Origin of the sequence: Aerosakkonema sp. BLCC-F183 (assembly GCF_041929145.1) — a bacterium.
Classification (GTDB): domain Bacteria; phylum Cyanobacteriota; class Cyanobacteriia; order Cyanobacteriales; family Aerosakkonemataceae; genus Aerosakkonema.
Map to the genome: position 1 here is coordinate 35,779 of NZ_JBHFNU010000108.1, position 15,678 is coordinate 51,456.

General features: G+C 45.6%; 22 protein-coding genes. 20 read left to right on the plus strand and 2 right to left on the minus strand.

The annotated features are described in order from the left end of the window. The first annotated feature begins 70 nt into the window (after positions 1–70). The 18 genes from rplF (at position 71) to prfA (ending at position 10,988) form a co-directional block, all read left to right on the plus strand. On the plus strand, positions 71–610 hold the full coding sequence (rplF, locus tag ACE1CD_RS31795; protein WP_190460869.1) for a 50S ribosomal protein L6: 540 nt from the start codon (positions 71–73) through the stop codon (positions 608–610). Next, positions 607–969, plus strand: a complete 363-nt coding sequence (rplR, locus tag ACE1CD_RS31800) for a 50S ribosomal protein L18 (RefSeq protein ID WP_190460867.1) — start codon at positions 607–609, stop codon at positions 967–969. Before rplF ends, rplR begins: the two co-directional genes overlap by 4 nt. 88 nt (positions 970–1,057) lie before the next feature. Further along, positions 1,058–1,591 (plus strand): 30S ribosomal protein S5, encoded by a 534-nt coding sequence (gene rpsE / locus ACE1CD_RS31805; RefSeq protein ID WP_190461141.1) that lies wholly within the window; start codon positions 1,058–1,060, stop codon positions 1,589–1,591. A gap of 84 nt (positions 1,592–1,675) precedes the next feature. Then, positions 1,676–2,134: a 50S ribosomal protein L15 gene (gene rplO, locus ACE1CD_RS31810; protein ID WP_374792508.1), complete on the plus strand. Its 459-nt coding sequence runs from the start codon at positions 1,676–1,678 to the stop codon at positions 2,132–2,134. 52 nt (positions 2,135–2,186) lie between these two features. Beyond that, complete coding sequence (gene secY, locus ACE1CD_RS31815; protein WP_374792269.1) at positions 2,187–3,509, plus strand: preprotein translocase subunit SecY; 1,323 nt, start codon at positions 2,187–2,189, stop codon at positions 3,507–3,509. Then, positions 3,506–4,060 (plus strand): adenylate kinase, encoded by a 555-nt coding sequence (locus ACE1CD_RS31820; protein WP_374792271.1) that lies wholly within the window; start codon positions 3,506–3,508, stop codon positions 4,058–4,060. Before secY ends, ACE1CD_RS31820 begins: the two co-directional genes overlap by 4 nt. Positions 4,061–4,291: 231 nt before the next feature. Next, on the plus strand, positions 4,292–4,558 hold the full coding sequence (gene infA, locus ACE1CD_RS31825) for a translation initiation factor IF-1 (RefSeq protein WP_374792510.1): 267 nt from the start codon (positions 4,292–4,294) through the stop codon (positions 4,556–4,558). Beyond that, positions 4,551–4,721 (plus strand): translation initiation factor IF-1, encoded by a 171-nt coding sequence (gene infA / locus ACE1CD_RS31830; protein WP_374792273.1) that lies wholly within the window; start codon positions 4,551–4,553, stop codon positions 4,719–4,721. The genes infA (ACE1CD_RS31825) and infA (ACE1CD_RS31830) overlap by 8 nt, the downstream gene beginning before the upstream one ends. Before the next feature lie 167 nt (positions 4,722–4,888). Beyond that, a complete protein-coding gene (gene rpmJ / locus ACE1CD_RS31835; protein ID WP_071776899.1) occupies positions 4,889–5,002 on the plus strand; it encodes a 50S ribosomal protein L36 in 114 nt (37 codons plus the stop codon). 85 nt (positions 5,003–5,087) lie between these two features. Next, positions 5,088–5,471 (plus strand): 30S ribosomal protein S13, encoded by a 384-nt coding sequence (gene rpsM / locus ACE1CD_RS31840; RefSeq protein WP_374792275.1) that lies wholly within the window; start codon positions 5,088–5,090, stop codon positions 5,469–5,471. An 82-nt stretch (positions 5,472–5,553) separates the two neighbouring features. Continuing rightward, positions 5,554–5,952: a 30S ribosomal protein S11 gene (rpsK, locus tag ACE1CD_RS31845; protein ID WP_190460858.1), complete on the plus strand. Its 399-nt coding sequence runs from the start codon at positions 5,554–5,556 to the stop codon at positions 5,950–5,952. A 254-nt stretch (positions 5,953–6,206) separates the two neighbouring features. Continuing rightward, positions 6,207–7,157 carry a DNA-directed RNA polymerase subunit alpha gene (locus ACE1CD_RS31850; RefSeq protein ID WP_190460856.1) on the plus strand — a complete coding sequence of 317 codons (951 nt, stop codon included), beginning with the start codon at positions 6,207–6,209 and terminating at the stop codon, positions 7,155–7,157. A gap of 50 nt (positions 7,158–7,207) precedes the next feature. Beyond that, a complete protein-coding gene (gene rplQ, locus ACE1CD_RS31855; RefSeq protein WP_190460853.1) occupies positions 7,208–7,558 on the plus strand; it encodes a 50S ribosomal protein L17 in 351 nt (116 codons plus the stop codon). A gap of 28 nt (positions 7,559–7,586) precedes the next feature. Further along, positions 7,587–8,426, plus strand: coding sequence for a tRNA pseudouridine(38-40) synthase TruA (truA, locus tag ACE1CD_RS31860; RefSeq protein WP_374792278.1), 840 nt, complete (start codon positions 7,587–7,589; stop codon positions 8,424–8,426). 81 nt (positions 8,427–8,507) lie between these two features. Further along, entirely contained in the window at positions 8,508–8,960 is a 453-nt protein-coding gene (gene rplM / locus ACE1CD_RS31865; protein ID WP_374792280.1) for a 50S ribosomal protein L13, read from the plus strand. Beyond that, positions 8,960–9,373, plus strand: coding sequence for a 30S ribosomal protein S9 (gene rpsI / locus ACE1CD_RS31870; RefSeq protein WP_190460848.1), 414 nt, complete (start codon positions 8,960–8,962; stop codon positions 9,371–9,373). Before rplM ends, rpsI begins: the two co-directional genes overlap by 1 nt. Before the next feature lie 159 nt (positions 9,374–9,532). After that, entirely contained in the window at positions 9,533–9,790 is a 258-nt protein-coding gene (gene rpmE, locus ACE1CD_RS31875) for a 50S ribosomal protein L31 (protein WP_374792283.1), read from the plus strand. A 103-nt stretch (positions 9,791–9,893) separates the two neighbouring features. Continuing rightward, positions 9,894–10,988 carry a peptide chain release factor 1 gene (prfA, locus tag ACE1CD_RS31880; RefSeq protein ID WP_374792285.1) on the plus strand — a complete coding sequence of 365 codons (1,095 nt, stop codon included), beginning with the start codon at positions 9,894–9,896 and terminating at the stop codon, positions 10,986–10,988. Between the two features lie 64 nt (positions 10,989–11,052). Here the strand turns inward: prfA and ACE1CD_RS31885 are convergent, their stop codons facing one another. After that, positions 11,053–11,481 (minus strand): hypothetical protein, encoded by a 429-nt coding sequence (locus ACE1CD_RS31885; protein WP_374792287.1) that lies wholly within the window; start codon positions 11,479–11,481, stop codon positions 11,053–11,055. A 194-nt stretch (positions 11,482–11,675) separates the two neighbouring features. Here ACE1CD_RS31885 and ACE1CD_RS31890 point away from each other — a divergent pair, with 194 nt between their 5' ends. After that, a complete protein-coding gene (locus tag ACE1CD_RS31890; protein ID WP_374792289.1) occupies positions 11,676–12,038 on the plus strand; it encodes a helix-turn-helix transcriptional regulator in 363 nt (120 codons plus the stop codon). Between the two features lie 114 nt (positions 12,039–12,152). Beyond that, on the plus strand, positions 12,153–12,482 hold the full coding sequence (locus ACE1CD_RS31895; protein ID WP_374792291.1) for a helix-turn-helix domain-containing protein: 330 nt from the start codon (positions 12,153–12,155) through the stop codon (positions 12,480–12,482). Positions 12,483–12,566: 84 nt separating this feature from the next. Here the strand turns inward: ACE1CD_RS31895 and ACE1CD_RS31900 are convergent, their stop codons facing one another. Beyond that, positions 12,567–15,656, minus strand: coding sequence for a Crp/Fnr family transcriptional regulator (locus ACE1CD_RS31900; protein ID WP_374827320.1), 3,090 nt, complete (start codon positions 15,654–15,656; stop codon positions 12,567–12,569). Between the last annotated feature and the right edge of the window lie 22 nt (positions 15,657–15,678).

Below are 15,678 nucleotides of genomic sequence, written 5' to 3' on the forward strand. Positions count from 1 at the left end.
AGTCACCTACTTTCCGACTTTTGAATCATTGACTTTTGACAACTGATAACTGACAAAGGACAAAAACGTTATGTCTCGTATCGGTAAGCGCCCGATCGCTGTTCCTGATAAAGTATCGGTGACAATAGACAACCAACACGTTGCTGTAAAAGGGCCGAAAGGAGAACTTTCTAGAGTTCTGCCAGCAGGGATAACTGTAGTGCAAGACGGCGGAACTTTGCAGGTTGTGCGAGAAAATGAGTCTCGCAGCCTCCGTCAACTTCACGGTTTATGTCGCACCCTAGTAGCCAACATGGTTGAGGGAGTCTCACAAGGCTTTCAGAAAAAATTGGAAATTCAAGGTGTTGGTTACAGGGCCAGAGTTGACGGTCGCAATCTCGTTTTGGTTGTAGGTTACAGCCACGAGGTCAAAATAGAACCGCCCGCTGGCACCCAAATGGCCGTTGATGGCAACGTCAATATCACCGTCAGTGGCATCGATAAAGAACTTGTGGGTAACTTAGCAGCCAAAATTCGCGCCGTCCGCCCACCAGAAGTTTATAAAGGCAAAGGCATTCGTTATGCCGGTGAAGTAGTCAGACGTAAAGCTGGCAAGGCAGGGAAGAAATGAAGCTGAGTCGCATAGAATCGAAGCAGCGTCGGCATCGCCGCATCCGTCGCACAGTCTTTGGAACACCAGAACGTCCTCGCTTAGCTGTGTTTCGATCGAACCAGCATATTTATGCCCAAGTGATCGACGACACCAAGCACCATACCCTCGTAGCCGCCTCGACAGTCGAGCCAGACTTAAAAGCAGAATTAAAAGCTGGCTACAATTGCGATGCTTCGACGCAGGTAGGCAAATTGATTGCACAGCGAGCTCGCGAAGCGGGTATTGAAAAAGTCGTATTCGATCGCGGCGGCAATCTTTACCACGGTCGGATCAAAGCTCTCGCCGACGCAGCTAGGGAAGCCGGTTTAGACTTCTAGTTGTCAATCCTGTCATCAGTCATCAGTCATGAGGAAATGACAAATGACTTTTGACAAATGACAAATGACAAAAAAAAAGGAAAAAACTATGGCGGAAAAAGAAAAAACTCGTAAAAAAAGCAGCCGCACTAAAGAAAAAGAAACCACCTGGCAAGAGCGGGTAATCCAAATCCGCCGCGTTAGCAAAGTAGTAAAAGGTGGTAAAAAGCTGAGCTTCCGCGCCATTGTCGTCGTCGGTAACGAACGCGGTACAGTCGGCGTCGGAGTTGGTAAAGCCAGCGATGTGATCGGTGCTGTCCGTAAGGGAGTCGCCGATGGCAAAAAGCACCTGGTTGAAATACCCCTCACCAAATCAAACTCAATTCCCCATCCAGCTCAAGGTGACGGTGGTGGTGCGAAGATTATGATGCGACCGGCAGCACCGGGAACGGGGGTAATTGCAGGTGGCGCTGTCCGCACCGTGTTGGAGTTGGCGGGTGTTCGCAACGTCCTGGCCAAACAGCTCGGTTCCAACAATCCGCTCAACAACGCCAGAGCGACCGTTAACGCCTTGGAAACCCTGCGAACGTTTTCCGAAGTTGCCCAAGATCGCGGTGTGCCGATCGAGAATCTCTTCTCATAGTCACGATCGTTATGAGTCATCAAAAACCATGACTGATAACCGCTGACCGATGACATGATTGACCAATGACCCGTGACCAAAAATATGAGATTAAATGATGCTACGCCTAAAAAAGGCTCCAAACATCGCCCTCGCCGGGTAGGAAGAGGTATTTCTGCCGGACAGGGGGCCAGTGCAGGTTTGGGGATGCGCGGTCAAAAATCCCGTTCTGGCGGTAGCACCAGACCGGGTTTTGAGGGAGGACAACAGCCACTCTACAAGCGCATACCCAAGTTAAAGCACTTTACCGTTATCAATCGTCGCCAATACACTACGATCAATGTCAGTAAGCTGGCATCACTGCCTGCAAATACTGAGGTAACCCTGGAATCGCTGCTCGGTGCTGGCATTGTCACAAGCAACAAGGGACCGCTGAAAATTTTAGGAGATGGAAATCTTAACGTCTCGCTGCAAGTGAAAGCAGCGGCTTTTACAGCAGGAGCTCGCAGCAAAATTGAAGCGGCTGGTGGTAGTTGCTCTGTTGTAGAAGCTAACCGGGGCTAACCTCAATTTATTAATTGCAGCCAGTGCCAGGATCGCGTAGAGGTAACCCTTTATGATCAGTCGAGATAAAACCCCAACGGCTCAAGAAACTTTTGCCCAAATGGCACAAGCAGCCGGACTCAGAGGCCGGCTGCTTGTGACAATTGGCTTGCTTATTTTAGTGCGCCTGGGAGTATTTTTGCCTGTACCGGGAATAAACATACAGGCATTTAAAGATCAGGTTCAAAACAGTCCTTTAATAGGCTTGTTGGATCTTTTCTCTGGCGGCGGTATAGTGGCTTTGGGAATTTTTGCTCTGGGAATCTTGCCCTACATTAATGCTTCGATTATTATGCAGCTGCTGACAGCAGCACTGCCCAGCTTGGAAAATTTGCAGAAAAATGAAGGCGAAGCAGGGCGACGCAAGATTTCTCAGATTACTCGCTATGTCGCTTTGGGATGGGCGGTAATTCAAAGTATCGGTATTTCTATTTGGGTTGCTCCTTTTGCAGAAACTGCCAATCCGGGGTTTTTCTTCTATGCCAAAACGGTGATAGCGCTGACAGCTGGTTCCATGTTTGTGATGTGGGTGTCGGAGCTGATTACCGAACGTGGTGTTGGTAATGGTGCTTCCCTTTTGATTTTCCTCAACATTGTGGCAGTTATACCCAAGTCTTTCGGGGCTACATTGGCATTAGCTCAAGATGCGGCTGGACGGGCTGATGGCCGAGAAATTGTCGGTAAGGTGATTATTTTGCTGGTAGTTTTCCTGGTGATGATTGTTGGTATTGTTTTCGTACAGGAAGGAACCCGCAAAATTCCCATCGTTTCCGCACGTCGCCAAGTAGGACGTAAGCTGTATTTGGAAAGAAGCAGCTATTTGCCTTTGCGATTGAATCAGGGTGGTGTGATGCCGATTATCTTTGCATCTGCGGTCCTGTTTCTACCAGCTTCTTTGGCAAATTTATTTCCAAATGAGACTTTGAATAAAATCGCCAATACCTATCTCCACCCTGGCAGTCTTATTTATGTGGGGGCTTATCTGTTCCTAATTCTTTTCTTTAGCTATTTCTATGCTTCTCTGATCGTCAATCCTGTGGATCTGGCACAGAATCTGAAGAAAATGGGATCTAGCATTCCGGGTATTCGTCCCGGTAAAGCTACCAGCGAGTATGTGGAACGGGTTTTAAACAGACTAACTCTTTTGGGAGCTATTTTCCTGGGCGCAGTGGCAATTGTGCCAACGGTAGTTGAAAGTGCTACCAATTTGGGAACGTTCAGGGGACTGGGAGCAACTTCTCTGTTGATTCTTGTTGGTGTAGCAATTGATACGTCGAAACAAATTCAAACTTACGTGATCTCCCAGCGATACGAAGGAATGGTGAAACAAGAGTGACGCGATTGATTTTTCTGGGCCCGCCCGGTGCAGGTAAGGGAACTCAGGCTAAGAAGCTGGCCGATTCATGTGCTATTCCCCATATCTCGACGGGTGATATTTTAAGAAATGAGGTAGCGCAAGGTACTCCTCTGGGCAGTAAAGCTAAGTCTTACCAAGAACGAGGCGAGTTGGTTCCGGATAGCTTGATTCTGGATATGATGCGAGAGCGGCTCAATCAAAGCGATACTCAGGATGGTTGGATTCTAGATGGCTTTCCGCGCAATGTCACCCAAGCCGGCTTTTTGGATGAACTGCTCGAACAACTGAAGCAGAACTGCGATCGCGTAGTCAACTTGGAAGTACCGGATGAAGTTTTGGTGCGCCGTTTGCTGGGGCGGGGACGTCCTGACGATACAGAGGAAGTGATTCGCCGCCGACTGGAAGTTTATCGGGAACAAACTGCTCCGTTGATCGATTATTATCGCGATCGCCAGCAACTGGTTTCTATTGAGGGCGATCGCACGATGACAGAGGTCACCGCCGAAATTAAGAAAGCGATCGATCTATAGCTACGGCAAAATTAGGCGTTGATTTCAGGGATGGGCAAGTGCATCCCTGAAATCAACGCTTTAGAGTAGAAAATCGCTCGGTGTCATAACCTTTCACGGAGGCACATTTCGTCAGTCTTTGATAAAATATGTTAAAGGGTGGCGGAGTTTGGGCTCAGATGCCTAAAATAGTCTGCGGCAGATAATTTCGGCCAACCTGTTCGATAAAATGTAGCGTTGAGGAAAAATCCACTGTCTAAGCAAGATTTGATTGAAATGGAAGGTACTGTTACCGAGTCTCTTCCTAATGCTATGTTCCGCGTTGAGCTGGATAACGGGTTTAACGTACTGGCTCACATCTCTGGCAAAATTCGTCGCAATAACATCAAGATATTGCCGGGCGATCGCGTAAAGGTAGAACTAACCCCTTACGATTTGACCAAGGGACGGATTACTTATCGCGGCGCTTACTCACCTAAAGCAAAAAGCGCACCCTTAAGGAAAAAGCAAATTGTCTAAACAAGACCTAATTGAGATGGAGGGTATGGTAAGTGAGTCCCTCCCCAATGACCTGTTTGGCGTTAATCTGGATAATCGGTTTAACGTTTTGGCGTATATCTCTGGCAAGATGAGGCGTAATTACATCCAAATCTTGCCAGAAGATGGCGTCAAAGTAGAGTAAACCCCCCGCTCGCCTTACAAAAGCCTCCTGGCTTACCACCGTAAAAAGTATGTAAGGTAAATGGGGTTCTGGCATTAAAATCCATCTTTAGTTAGGACAAAATAAATAACTGACAAATAAGATAAGAAATGATATAATATATAGTTTGTAGTCCAGCCGAAAAGGCCATGAAAGTTCGAGCATCAGTTCGGAAAATGTGTGAAAAATGCCGCGTCATTCGCAGACGGGGCAGAGTTATGGTTATCTGCTCTAACCCCAAGCACAAGCAACGCCAGGGTTAGCATATCAGCAGTATCCAGCACTGAATATGGATACTAAACAATTGCAATTTTTAGTACCAACGAAACAAATAGGGAGAGATAAAGCGTGGCAAGGATTGCCGGGGTAGACCTTCCGCGCGATAAGCGCGTCGAAATCGGTCTGACATACATTTACGGAATCGGTCTAACGCGGTCTAAGGAAATTTTAGCCGCGACCAACATTAATCCGGACACCCGTGTTAAAGAGCTCAGCGATGCCGAAGTAGCAGCATTGCGATCGGCAGTCGAAAGCAACTACCAGGTGGAAGGCGATCTGAGGCGTTTGGAGGCGATGAACATCAAGCGCCTGATCGACATCGGTACATACCGAGGTCGCCGCCATCGTCAGGGGCTTCCAGTCAGAGGTCAAAGAACTCGTACTAATGCTCGCACCCGTCGCGGTAGACGTCAAACCGTGGCAGGTAAGAAAAAGGCACCTGCGAAGAAGTAAGCATTCAATTGAGCCACAAGTAAAATTACCAAGGCAACAATACAAGCTGCTGTTCAAGATAAACCCAAGCTTATAGATCGATATGGCGCAACGACAAACAACCAGAAAAACAGGTGCAAAAAAGCAAAAGCGAAACGTACCCAACGGGGTAGCCTACATCCAGTCAACTTTCAACAACACTATTGTCACGATCGGCGATCAGAATGGAGATGTAATCTCTTGGGCATCAGCAGGTTCTAGTGGCTTTAAAGGTGCAAAAAAAGGCACACCCTTTGCAGCTCAAACAGCTGCTGAAGGAGCCGCTCGCCGAGCGATCGACCAGGGAATGCGGCAGATAGAAGTAATGGTGAGCGGCCCGGGAGCAGGCCGCGAAACCGCGATTCGAGCGCTTCAGGGTGCTGGACTGGAAATTACGTTGATTCGCGATATTACACCGATTCCCCATAACGGCTGCCGCCCACCCAAACGTCGCCGCGTCTAGACACAACAAAATTTTGTAGTGTTTTAAAGCACAAGGGTCAGCCTGGTGGATGTTAGGTCTGCGGTTTGCTTCCGGCTCTGGTGTCGCCAAGACCGATCCTTGTAGTTGGCGAGTGGGTTGCCTTAAATATTGCCAACCCACTAGCTGGAGACAGTGGCAATGGCAATAGTCATCTGAACACTCAGCTCAGAAATAAACAGGGGAGGCTGCTTGTGCTGCCTTCCACCGGATCGAGGAAGAAGGGGGATCGTTACGTGGCGCAATTTCAAATTGAATGTGTCGAGTCTAACATTGAGAAAAATCGCGGTCAATACAGCAAATTTGTCCTAGAGCCACTGGAACGGGGTCAAGGAACGACAGTTGGCAACGCATTGCGACGAGTACTGCTATCTAACTTGCCGGGGACAGCAGTTACTGCCGTCCGCATTGCCGGAGTCAATCACGAATTTGCCACGATTCCAGGAGTGCGGGAGGATGTGCTGGAGATCCTGCTTAACATGAAAGAAATAGTTTTCAAAAGCCATGACTCCCAACCGCAGATAGGCCGATTAGTAGCCACCGGAGCGGGTACGGTAACGGCGTCACAATTCGATTTGCCTTCTCAGGTGGAAGTAGTCGATCCAAGTCAGTACGTAGCCACATTGGCAGCAGGGGCTAAGCTGGAAATGGAATTCCGCCTGGAAACAGGTAAGGGTTATAGATCGGTCGATCGCGGGCACGATGAAGCAGCTGCTTTAGACTTTCTCCAGATTGACGCCATTTTTATGCCGGTTCGCAAAGTCAACTACAGCGTAGAAGAAATTCGCGGTGATGGTGCGGCAGAAAAAGACCGACTGCTGATGGAAATCTGGACGAATGGCAGTATTTCACCCCAAGAAGCACTATCGCAAGCAGCGGGTATCCTCGTGGATTTGTTCAACCCGCTGACAAACATGAATCTGCAACCCATAGACACAGATAAATCAGACGATGAAGACCCCACCAGCCAAATACCGATCGAGGAATTGCAACTATCGGTGCGGGCTTATAACTGTCTGAAGCGGGCTCAGATTAACTCAGTAGCCGACTTGTTGGATTACACGCAAGAAGACTTACTGGAAATCAAAAACTTCGGTCAGAAGTCTGCGGAAGAAGTAATCGAAGCTTTACAGCGACGATTGGGAATCACATTGCCAGCAGAAAAGTCTGCCAAATCAAACGGATGATTTCATCTACTAATTGAGTGTTGCGTTAATTCAGGTACAAAGGAAGTGTTATGCGTCACGGACGTCGTGTTCCTCAACTCGGCAAGCCAGCCGACCAGCGTCGGGCTCTCCTCAGAGCTCTGACAACTCAATTATTGCGTCACGGTCGGATTCAGACCACTAAAGCAAGGGCAAAAGCAGTTCGTTCGGAAGCAGACAGGATAATTACCCTGGCCAAAGATGGCACTCTGGCAGCTCGTCGTCAAGCAATCGGCTATCTTTACGATAAACAGTTGGTTCACGCGCTGTTTGAACAGGTAGGCGAACGCTACGGCAACCGTCAGGGCGGATATACCCGCATCCTCCGCACTGTCAGACGCCGAGGGGATAATGCGGAAATGGCAATTATCGAACTGGTCTGATTGATGAGGATTTTAGATTTTGAGATCGATGACATATCCTCAATCGCAAATCGAAAATCTAAAATCGTCGCAGCGAGTTGCCCTGGTGATTCAATACTTGGGCACTCATTTTCATGGATGGCAACGACAGCCCGAACACCGATCGGTACAGGCAGAAATTGAAAAAGTTCTTTCTGAGATGATGAATCGATCGGTAACCCTGTACGGTGCTGGGAGAACCGATTCAGGGGTTCACGCAGCTGCCCAAGTAGCTCATTTTGAAGCTACGGGTACTATCCCACCAGAAAAGTGGGCGACAATTCTCAATACTCACCTGCCAAAGGATATATTAATTCTGGCTTCGGCTGAGGTAAGCCCTACTTGGCACGCCCGCTTTTCCGCTAGCTATCGCCGCTATCGTTATACCATCTATACCGATCGCCAACCCAACTTGTTCGTGCGTCCCTTTGCTTGGCATTATTATTATGCGCCGCTAGACGAACGAGCAATGCAAGCAGCCCTCAACCCTTTAATTGGCAAGCACGATTTGGCTGCTTTTCACCGCTCGAATTCCGGTCGGGCTCATTCCTGGGTAGAAGTGCAGGAAGCACAAACATATCGCGAAGGGCCATTCGTTTACATCGAAGTGCAAGCGAATGGATTTTTGTACGGTATGGTAAGGCTGCTGGTGGGATTGCTGGTGCAAGTGGGTCGAGGCGAACGATCGCTCGATAACTTCACCAATCTTTGGGTTAACCAACTTCGTCACGAAGTAAAGTACGCCGCACCAGCTCATGGGTTGTGTCTGTTGCGCGTAGGTTATCCAGAATTCCCCTTTCCTCCAGAAATCTGGTTCGATCGACAACCCAAATTTTTATTCAGTCAATAGTCATCAGTCTCGGTCATTAATAAAAAAAACTACCGACAAATGACAACTGACAACTCTCAACTGACAACCCACAAATAAACTATGGAAAAAACCTATCTACCTCCTCAAAATACCTCAGAGCGCCAGTGGTACTTGGTAGATGCCGCCAATCAGCGCTTGGGAAGACTCGCCAGCGAAATTGCGATGGTTCTAAGGGGAAAAAACAAACCCCACTACACACCTCATCTGGATACAGGTGATTTTGTGATTGTAGTTAATGCCGAGAAGGTCACGGTCACCGGTAAAAAACGCACTCAGAAAGTGTACCGCCGCAATTCCGGCAGACCGGGCGGTATGAAGACGGAAAATTTTGCCCAACTGCAAGCGCGTTTGCCAGAAAGGATTATCGAACACGCTGTACGCGGGATGCTACCCAAAAATTCTCTGGGCAGAAGCTTGTTTACTAAGCTAAAAGTGTACTCTGGCCCCGACCATCCTCACCAAGCGCAAAAACCTCAAGAATTGAAAGTTAACACTATTCCAGGAGAAGATTAATGCAAGCAACTGAAACTAGCGATCGCGTTATGTACTGGGGCACCGGTCGCCGCAAATCTGCCGTAGCTAGAGTGCGCCTCGTTCCCGGTAACGGTCAAATACTCATTAATCAAAAAGCTGGAGATCTTTACCTCCAGTTCAATACAGGTTTCCTTTCCGCCGTTAAAGCTCCCTTAGAAACGCTGGGATTGGAAAATGAATACGATATCCTCGTCAACGCCCACGGTGGTGGAGTGGCGGGACAAGCTGATGCGATTCGTTTGGGAGTAGCTAGAGCTCTGTGTCAGTTAGACCCAGATAACCGCAAGCCCCTGAAAACTGAAGGTTATCTCACCCGCGACCCACGGGCGAAAGAACGCAAGAAATACGGTTTGCATAAAGCTCGCAAAGCACCTCAGTACTCCAAGCGTTAAAATAGTGGAGTTATTGCCGATCGAGAAATTTCAAATTTTAAATTGCAGATGGCAAATTTCGATAAATCTGAAATTTAAAATTTGAAATCTGCAATGGCGATCGCAACTCACTATTGACTAATTGCCCAATTAGCGAAATATCTCAAGGAAACAAGAAATATGCCAAAACCCGATATTCATCCCAAGTGGTATCCCGATGCCAAAGTCTACTGTAACGGTCAAGTAGTTATGACCGTCGGTTCGACAAAGCCAGAACTTCACGTTGATGTCTGGTCTGGCAACCATCCCTTTTTCACAGGCACTCAAAAAATCATCGACACCGAAGGTCGGGTGGAACGCTTCTTGCGTAAATACGGTATGTTGGAAGGCGGCGATAGCCAAGCCAAACCAGCTCCCGGCGGCAAAAATAAAAAGTAGCAGGATAGTCAATTGTCTGTAGTTTGTTGTTTGTAGTTTTTTCTACCGACAACCGACCCCTCCTAATTTTTCACAAACGACAACTGACAACTGACAACTGACTATGGCTGAAACATACCTGCTAAACAAACTAAAATCTGTCGAACAAACCTTCAACGAACTGAACCGGCGTCTGGCAGATCCAGATATCGCCACTGACCCGACCGAGTATCAAAAAGTGGCTAAGGCACGCTCTTCTTTGGAAGAAGTGGTCAACACTTACGATATGTGGAAAACCGCTCAGGAAGAGTTGGTGGGCGCTAAACAAGTTCACAAGGAAGCAAATGGCGATCCAGAGCTGCAAGAAATGGCAGCCCTGGAGGTAGATGAATTGGAGTCCAAAATAGAAGAGTTAGAGACTCGCCTGAAAATTTTGCTTTTACCCCGCGATCCCAATGATGAGAAGAATATCATGTTGGAAATTCGCGCAGGCACCGGTGGAGATGAAGCTAGTATTTGGGCGGGTGACTTGCTGCGGATGTACTCGCGGTATGCGGATAGCCAAGGCTGGCGCGTAAAATTGGTGAGCGAGTCGCTGGCAGAAATGGGCGGTTTTAAAGAAGCTGTTCTGGAAATTCAGGGCGGCCAAGTTTACAGCAAGCTGAAATTTGAAGCTGGAGTTCACCGGGTACAACGGGTGCCGGTGACTGAAGCTGGGGGTCGGGTTCATACTTCAACGGCTACTGTGGCGGTGATGCCAGAGGTAGATGATGTGGAAGTGCATATTGACCCGAAGGATATTGAAATGAAGACTGCTCGATCGGGCGGTGCTGGTGGGCAAAATGTCAACAAGGTGGAAACTGCTGTTGATTTGATCCACAAACCTACGGGTATTCGGATTTTCTGTACGGAAGAACGCTCTCAGCTGCAAAATAAAGAGCGGGCTATGCAAATTCTGCGTGCCAAGCTGTATGAAATGAAGCTGCGGGAACAACAGGAGGCGGTGACTTCGATGCGTCGCTCTCAGGTGGGTAGTGGGGAGCGATCGGAAAAGATCCGCACTTACAACTACAAGGATAACCGCGTTACCGATCACCGTTTGGGTCAGAATTACACTCTCACCACTGTTTTGGAAGGTGACATAGAGGCGGTAATTCAAAATTGCATTAGCAAAGACCAGCAGGAACGTTTGGCGGAACTGGCTGCTTCTGGTTCGTAATCATATAAGTGATATTTTGTCAACAGCCTAGCGCGATCTTGTGAGCGAAGAAGCAGGTTTGCGTCTAGGCTGCGTTAATTTGTCGCGCTTTGAGCTGATAGAAGCGCTCTCTCAACTTATCCCAAATCGCATCGGTCATTTCCGGTGGATAGGGGAACCGCAGTAGGTCGTACTCGATGATGTCGCCCAAAGATTCCCATTCTGAGATATTCTGGAGATCGGCAATGAGTTTTTCCACGGCTTGCTGCCAACGGGCAAAACAGCGATAGCTGAAAAAAGAACTGCAAACTTGTCCGGCTTCATTCCAGTAGGATACGCAAACCTGGTGCTGAAGGCAATTTACTTTTTTTATTTCTCTGACCGGGATGTCGAGTGCTTTTAGGGCTACATAAGCTTCATCTTTGGAAATGTTCCACCGTTCGGGGTGGATTTTGCCAGCAGTAGTGAGGCTTTGGCCTTTTGGTTTCCGTTTGGGGGTTTTGCGAGTTGGCATGGTATCGTGGTGAGCGATCGCCCCGTAATCGATCGGTGGGTTTGCTAATTTTGTTAAGCTGTGTCAGCAAGCAAACTTCTTAATTTAAAGTCTAATTACAGAATAAAAGTTATAAGTAACCTTGTCAATATGTAAAGACAAATGTAATATTTGGCAAGTAGACTTTCAGATATAGCTAAATAACGATTAATGTTGTGAACGCAGAAGGGAAGGAAAAGCTAATCGAGGTCATCAAACGGGCGCGTGGGTCTATGAGCCAACGAGCATTTGGCAAGATGTTGGGGGTTTCTGCCACTGCTGTTCAACTTTGGGAAAAAGGGCAGACGATCCCGGATACGGAAAATTTGGCTCAAATTGCGCGTCGAGCAGGCTTCACGATGGAGGAGTTATTTTGTTATCTAGAAGGGAAGCCACTGCCAGAACCTGTCGATCTCACTGTGATGCTCAAGCAAATACAGTGTATGCCTATCAGTCAGGTGGCGGTAATCGTGCGAGCAGGGGTGGATAGAATGGCTACTGCTGCTGAGTCATCAGACGATGAGATAAAAGCTAGTTGAGTTGTGCTGTTATTTTGCTTTGGATAAATATGTCAGAATTGACCAGTTAACTTGTAGATGCGGTAGCCCAGACTTCAAGTCGTGAATATAGAAGGTAGAGAAAAACTGATTAAAATGATCAAAAAGGCTCGTGGCTCGATGAGTCAGCGAGCGTTTGGGAAACTTTTGGGAGTTTCTGCGACGGCTGTTCAGCTGTGGGAAAAGGGTGATACGCTTCCCGACACCGAAAATTTGGCGAAGATAGCCGCCAGATCCGGTTATACTCTGTCAGAGCTACTGGGCTTTTTGGAAGGTAAGCCAGTATCAGAGCCTTCCGAGTTAAACCAGATTCTGAACAAAATCAAAGTCATGCCTCTGGCTCACGTTGCTATGATTAGTAGAGCTGTTGCAGATAGATTCTCTGAAGCTGCTGAGTCATCAGGGGATGAAGCAAAAGCTAGTTAGATGGTGCATAACGATTAACACTGTGAACTACGCGCAGGCTAGGCCAACAAGAGAAAAGGACTGCAAGCCCTACTGGACTTTGGGCTAAAACTTTATAGGGCGGCTTTTATCATCAAGTGCTTTCCAAAACAAATCCATATCATCTGTTTTGAGATGTTGCGCCATGCGATAAACACCAGGTTCTATCGCCTTCTCTGTGGTAGCAAGTTTGATCAATCCCAGCAGCTGCATTGTGACAATTGGATCGATATATTCTGTTTTTACACCTTTCTCATGTTTGGCAAAAAAGTTGATCACAAAACCATGCGCTAACAGCACCAATCTTTTAGAGTGATTTTGAAATCGAATATGATAAATCGTGCCAATATCCTGATGAAGGGACTTACGAATTGAAAGATTGTCTTTAATCTTATACCGAATACATTTAGCTAAACAATCAGCCCACCTATCCGCTTGTACATCATTAAGTCCAATTTTTTGGATGAATTCAGGATATTGCTTCAGTTTTTCTATCATAGCATCAGGTGTTCCCACAGAAGAAAGCACCTGTTCAACTACTCCACGATCGCTGTCTAAAATTAAACATAGTTTCTGCTGATAATATCTCTTGTACCAGGTTAACTGTTGATCAGTATCTATGGTCTTTTCTGAAAGAATCTCTAATAACTCATTCAGAAAAGTAATAGCCTTTTTAAATTCATAATCTTTCGATGAACCACTGACAAGAACAAGTTCATCTACATTACCCCCACTATGCTTTCTGGAAAAAAAAGCATTGATATCCTGTTCATCAACCACAGGCAACCCAGTTATTCCAATTATGGTATCAATGTGGTTCTGAATCAAGCGTGTAACTTTTTTAAAAGATAGTATCTGCTCAGTCACTAATAAAGTGACTTTTTTTGAGCAATTTTGCTTACTAAAGAATTGGCTCATCCCTTGTCTATTGGGTAACAATTCTATTTTCTCAGGAACATACCCAGATTGCTGACAGATGGATTCCCACAGAAGATTCAACTTATTAATTTGCTCCCATAGCATTTGCAAGGGAGATTCTGGACTTGGGAAAGAATTAGTGATAACTAATTCATTAAAAGACTCATGTTTGGAGGATGAAGATAAAAACTCTAGCACCAATTTCTCAATATTCTCATAAGACAATTGAATATTATGCTGACCAAAAGGCAAATCAACAATCACAGGTAAACAAGTGTCTTCCACGAGATATCTACCCAAATTTAAATAATCAACTTTCGTTGCAGCATAGGGAAATCTTTGTCCATCAATTTCTCTAGAAAATGCTCGATCTACGATATCGATAGCGAAAACATTACTTGTACTATTTTGCATTTCTGTCAGTTCTTCAACCAGTCGGGTTCCGATTGCACCATTACCTCCTATAACCGCTACTTTTCGTGTTTCAAATGTGGGCAATCCTAATCTACCTAAAGCTGTTGAAGTTGAATCAATAATTGCTTGTGAAACCCCTTTCGCCTCAAAAATGGTCTTGAGGTCATCGCGTGCTGTGGAGAGTACAGGAAGTAAAGCTTTTCCTTCAAAAGATTCAATAGCTGCCAGATCTCTTCGTTCTCCAGTAACAGTTACTTCAACAGCACCAGTAATGATCTTTTCGTCGATCGCTTGTTCGATCAGAGAATGTAAACGGTGGGTGGAATCTTGATAAATTTGATAAATAAGCGGTATAGCATATCCCCCGTCTTCATAAATCAACAATTTTGTTTTTTCTTGCATACATCGTTGAATGCTGCGAACAAGTTCTGTTTCAACTAAAGTTGTCATTGCAACCATATAGTCTCCATTTGCTGTTGATTCGTCATATAAGGTAGTGAATAACTTTTCGTCAGCATTCTGGAGAAAAGAGGATTGTTTAAAGTCAAATTCATATCGTGTCGGCTCAATTGGATGTTGAATCATCCGTAAACATCGATAGGTTTGACCAGATACGTAGTCTAACATCCTCATGGTCGGCCAGTTGCTTTCACCATAAGGAATCCCAATAAATGTATCAATGTGAAACCCTAATGCACCCAGAGTTTGTAAAGTCATAACCACTTCATGCGTGCGATGATGAATCACTAACAGATGATAAGGATTCCTTTGTTGAAGAGATGATTTTTCAGGTAAATTATCATAAACATGCTGTTGAATCGGCATATTTATGCTTGATATCAAATCTTTAATATGCTTATTAACAGACGATTTATCATCACTCACATAGATAAAAATATTAGCCATTGTGGTTGAAGAGGCTTGATCGTAATGCACACCCTTGACTTCCCAGTGAACAAAGAATGTTTGCTTTTGTGAGTCGTACTGCTTATGTACAACTAAACTGCCAGAGCGTCCTAATGAATCAGGATTATAGATAATTTCAAATAAATTTATCGGAACCTCTTTGTCTAGACAGCTATTACCGATCTGGAAAAAGAGAGTATTCAAAACTATTTCACCTGAAGGAGTTCCTGCTTTGAGAAGATTTTGCAGAACATCAGGTGTGGAGAAAAGCATCAGGTCAATGTCTTCTTTTTCGGGAGAAACATCTAAAATTCGCTGAGAACCAGATAATATAAAATGAGCCCGATCTCTGATAATAAGTTTTTTCTCTAACGGAATGATACCATCAGATTTATGAGACTCTGCATAAATTTCTTCACATAAAAAATAAAGATAATAATTGTCGAGTATTTGCCGAGCGATTAAGGCATTTCTTTCCCGAATTTTATTATATAGGTTAGTTCCAATATTTTGGAAAATTTGATATCCAATTTCCGGATGCTCTTGACTCAGTTTTGTAAATGATTCTTGAGAAATTTGTAATATTTTTACATTCTTTGAAACGCATATTGCTGACTCAGAACTAGGAAATTGATCAATTAATGAAATTTCTCCGAATGATGTTCCCTCTATTTGTTCCGCAACTTTTTGTAATTTAATCGTTCCCTTTTCTACATTTGCCTGGAAAGCTGGATCTATGAAAATATCAACCTTACCTTCCAAGACAATATAAAGAGCGTGATTTTCTGTTCCTTCGTCAAAAATATGTTCACCGTATTGATACTGTTGAATTTCACCAATTTCTAGTATCTTCTGACGCTGTTGTTTGCTCAGTCCTTTCAATATCAGTAGTTGTGTCAAAAGATTTTCAATGTTCATATTTGTGCTGCGTTTTTAGAGG

Excerpts from the sequence above, each read along its gene's own strand:
- rplF (WP_190460869.1), top strand. The coding sequence starts at position 71 with ATGTCTCGTATCGGTAAGCGCCCGATCGCTGTTCCTGATAAAGTATCG.
- rplR (WP_190460867.1), top strand. The coding sequence starts at position 607 with ATGAAGCTGAGTCGCATAGAATCGAAGCAGCGTCGGCATCGCCGCATC.
- rpsE (WP_190461141.1), top strand. The coding sequence starts at position 1,058 with ATGGCGGAAAAAGAAAAAACTCGTAAAAAAAGCAGCCGCACTAAAGAA.
- rplO (WP_374792508.1), top strand. The coding sequence starts at position 1,676 with ATGAGATTAAATGATGCTACGCCTAAAAAAGGCTCCAAACATCGCCCT.
- secY (WP_374792269.1), top strand. The coding sequence starts at position 2,187 with ATGATCAGTCGAGATAAAACCCCAACGGCTCAAGAAACTTTTGCCCAA.
- rpmJ (WP_071776899.1), top strand. The coding sequence starts at position 4,889 with ATGAAAGTTCGAGCATCAGTTCGGAAAATGTGTGAAAAATGCCGCGTC.
- rpsK (WP_190460858.1), top strand. The coding sequence starts at position 5,554 with ATGGCGCAACGACAAACAACCAGAAAAACAGGTGCAAAAAAGCAAAAG.
- rplQ (WP_190460853.1), top strand. The coding sequence starts at position 7,208 with ATGCGTCACGGACGTCGTGTTCCTCAACTCGGCAAGCCAGCCGACCAG.
- truA (WP_374792278.1), top strand. The coding sequence starts at position 7,587 with ATGACATATCCTCAATCGCAAATCGAAAATCTAAAATCGTCGCAGCGA.
- rplM (WP_374792280.1), top strand. The coding sequence starts at position 8,508 with ATGGAAAAAACCTATCTACCTCCTCAAAATACCTCAGAGCGCCAGTGG.
- rpsI (WP_190460848.1), top strand. The coding sequence starts at position 8,960 with ATGCAAGCAACTGAAACTAGCGATCGCGTTATGTACTGGGGCACCGGT.
- rpmE (WP_374792283.1), top strand. The coding sequence starts at position 9,533 with ATGCCAAAACCCGATATTCATCCCAAGTGGTATCCCGATGCCAAAGTC.
- prfA (WP_374792285.1), top strand. The coding sequence starts at position 9,894 with ATGGCTGAAACATACCTGCTAAACAAACTAAAATCTGTCGAACAAACC.
- ACE1CD_RS31885 (WP_374792287.1), bottom strand. The coding sequence starts at position 11,481 with ATGCCAACTCGCAAAACCCCCAAACGGAAACCAAAAGGCCAAAGCCTC.
- ACE1CD_RS31895 (WP_374792291.1), top strand. The coding sequence starts at position 12,153 with ATGATCAAAAAGGCTCGTGGCTCGATGAGTCAGCGAGCGTTTGGGAAA.
- ACE1CD_RS31900 (WP_374827320.1), bottom strand. The coding sequence starts at position 15,656 with ATGAACATTGAAAATCTTTTGACACAACTACTGATATTGAAAGGACTG.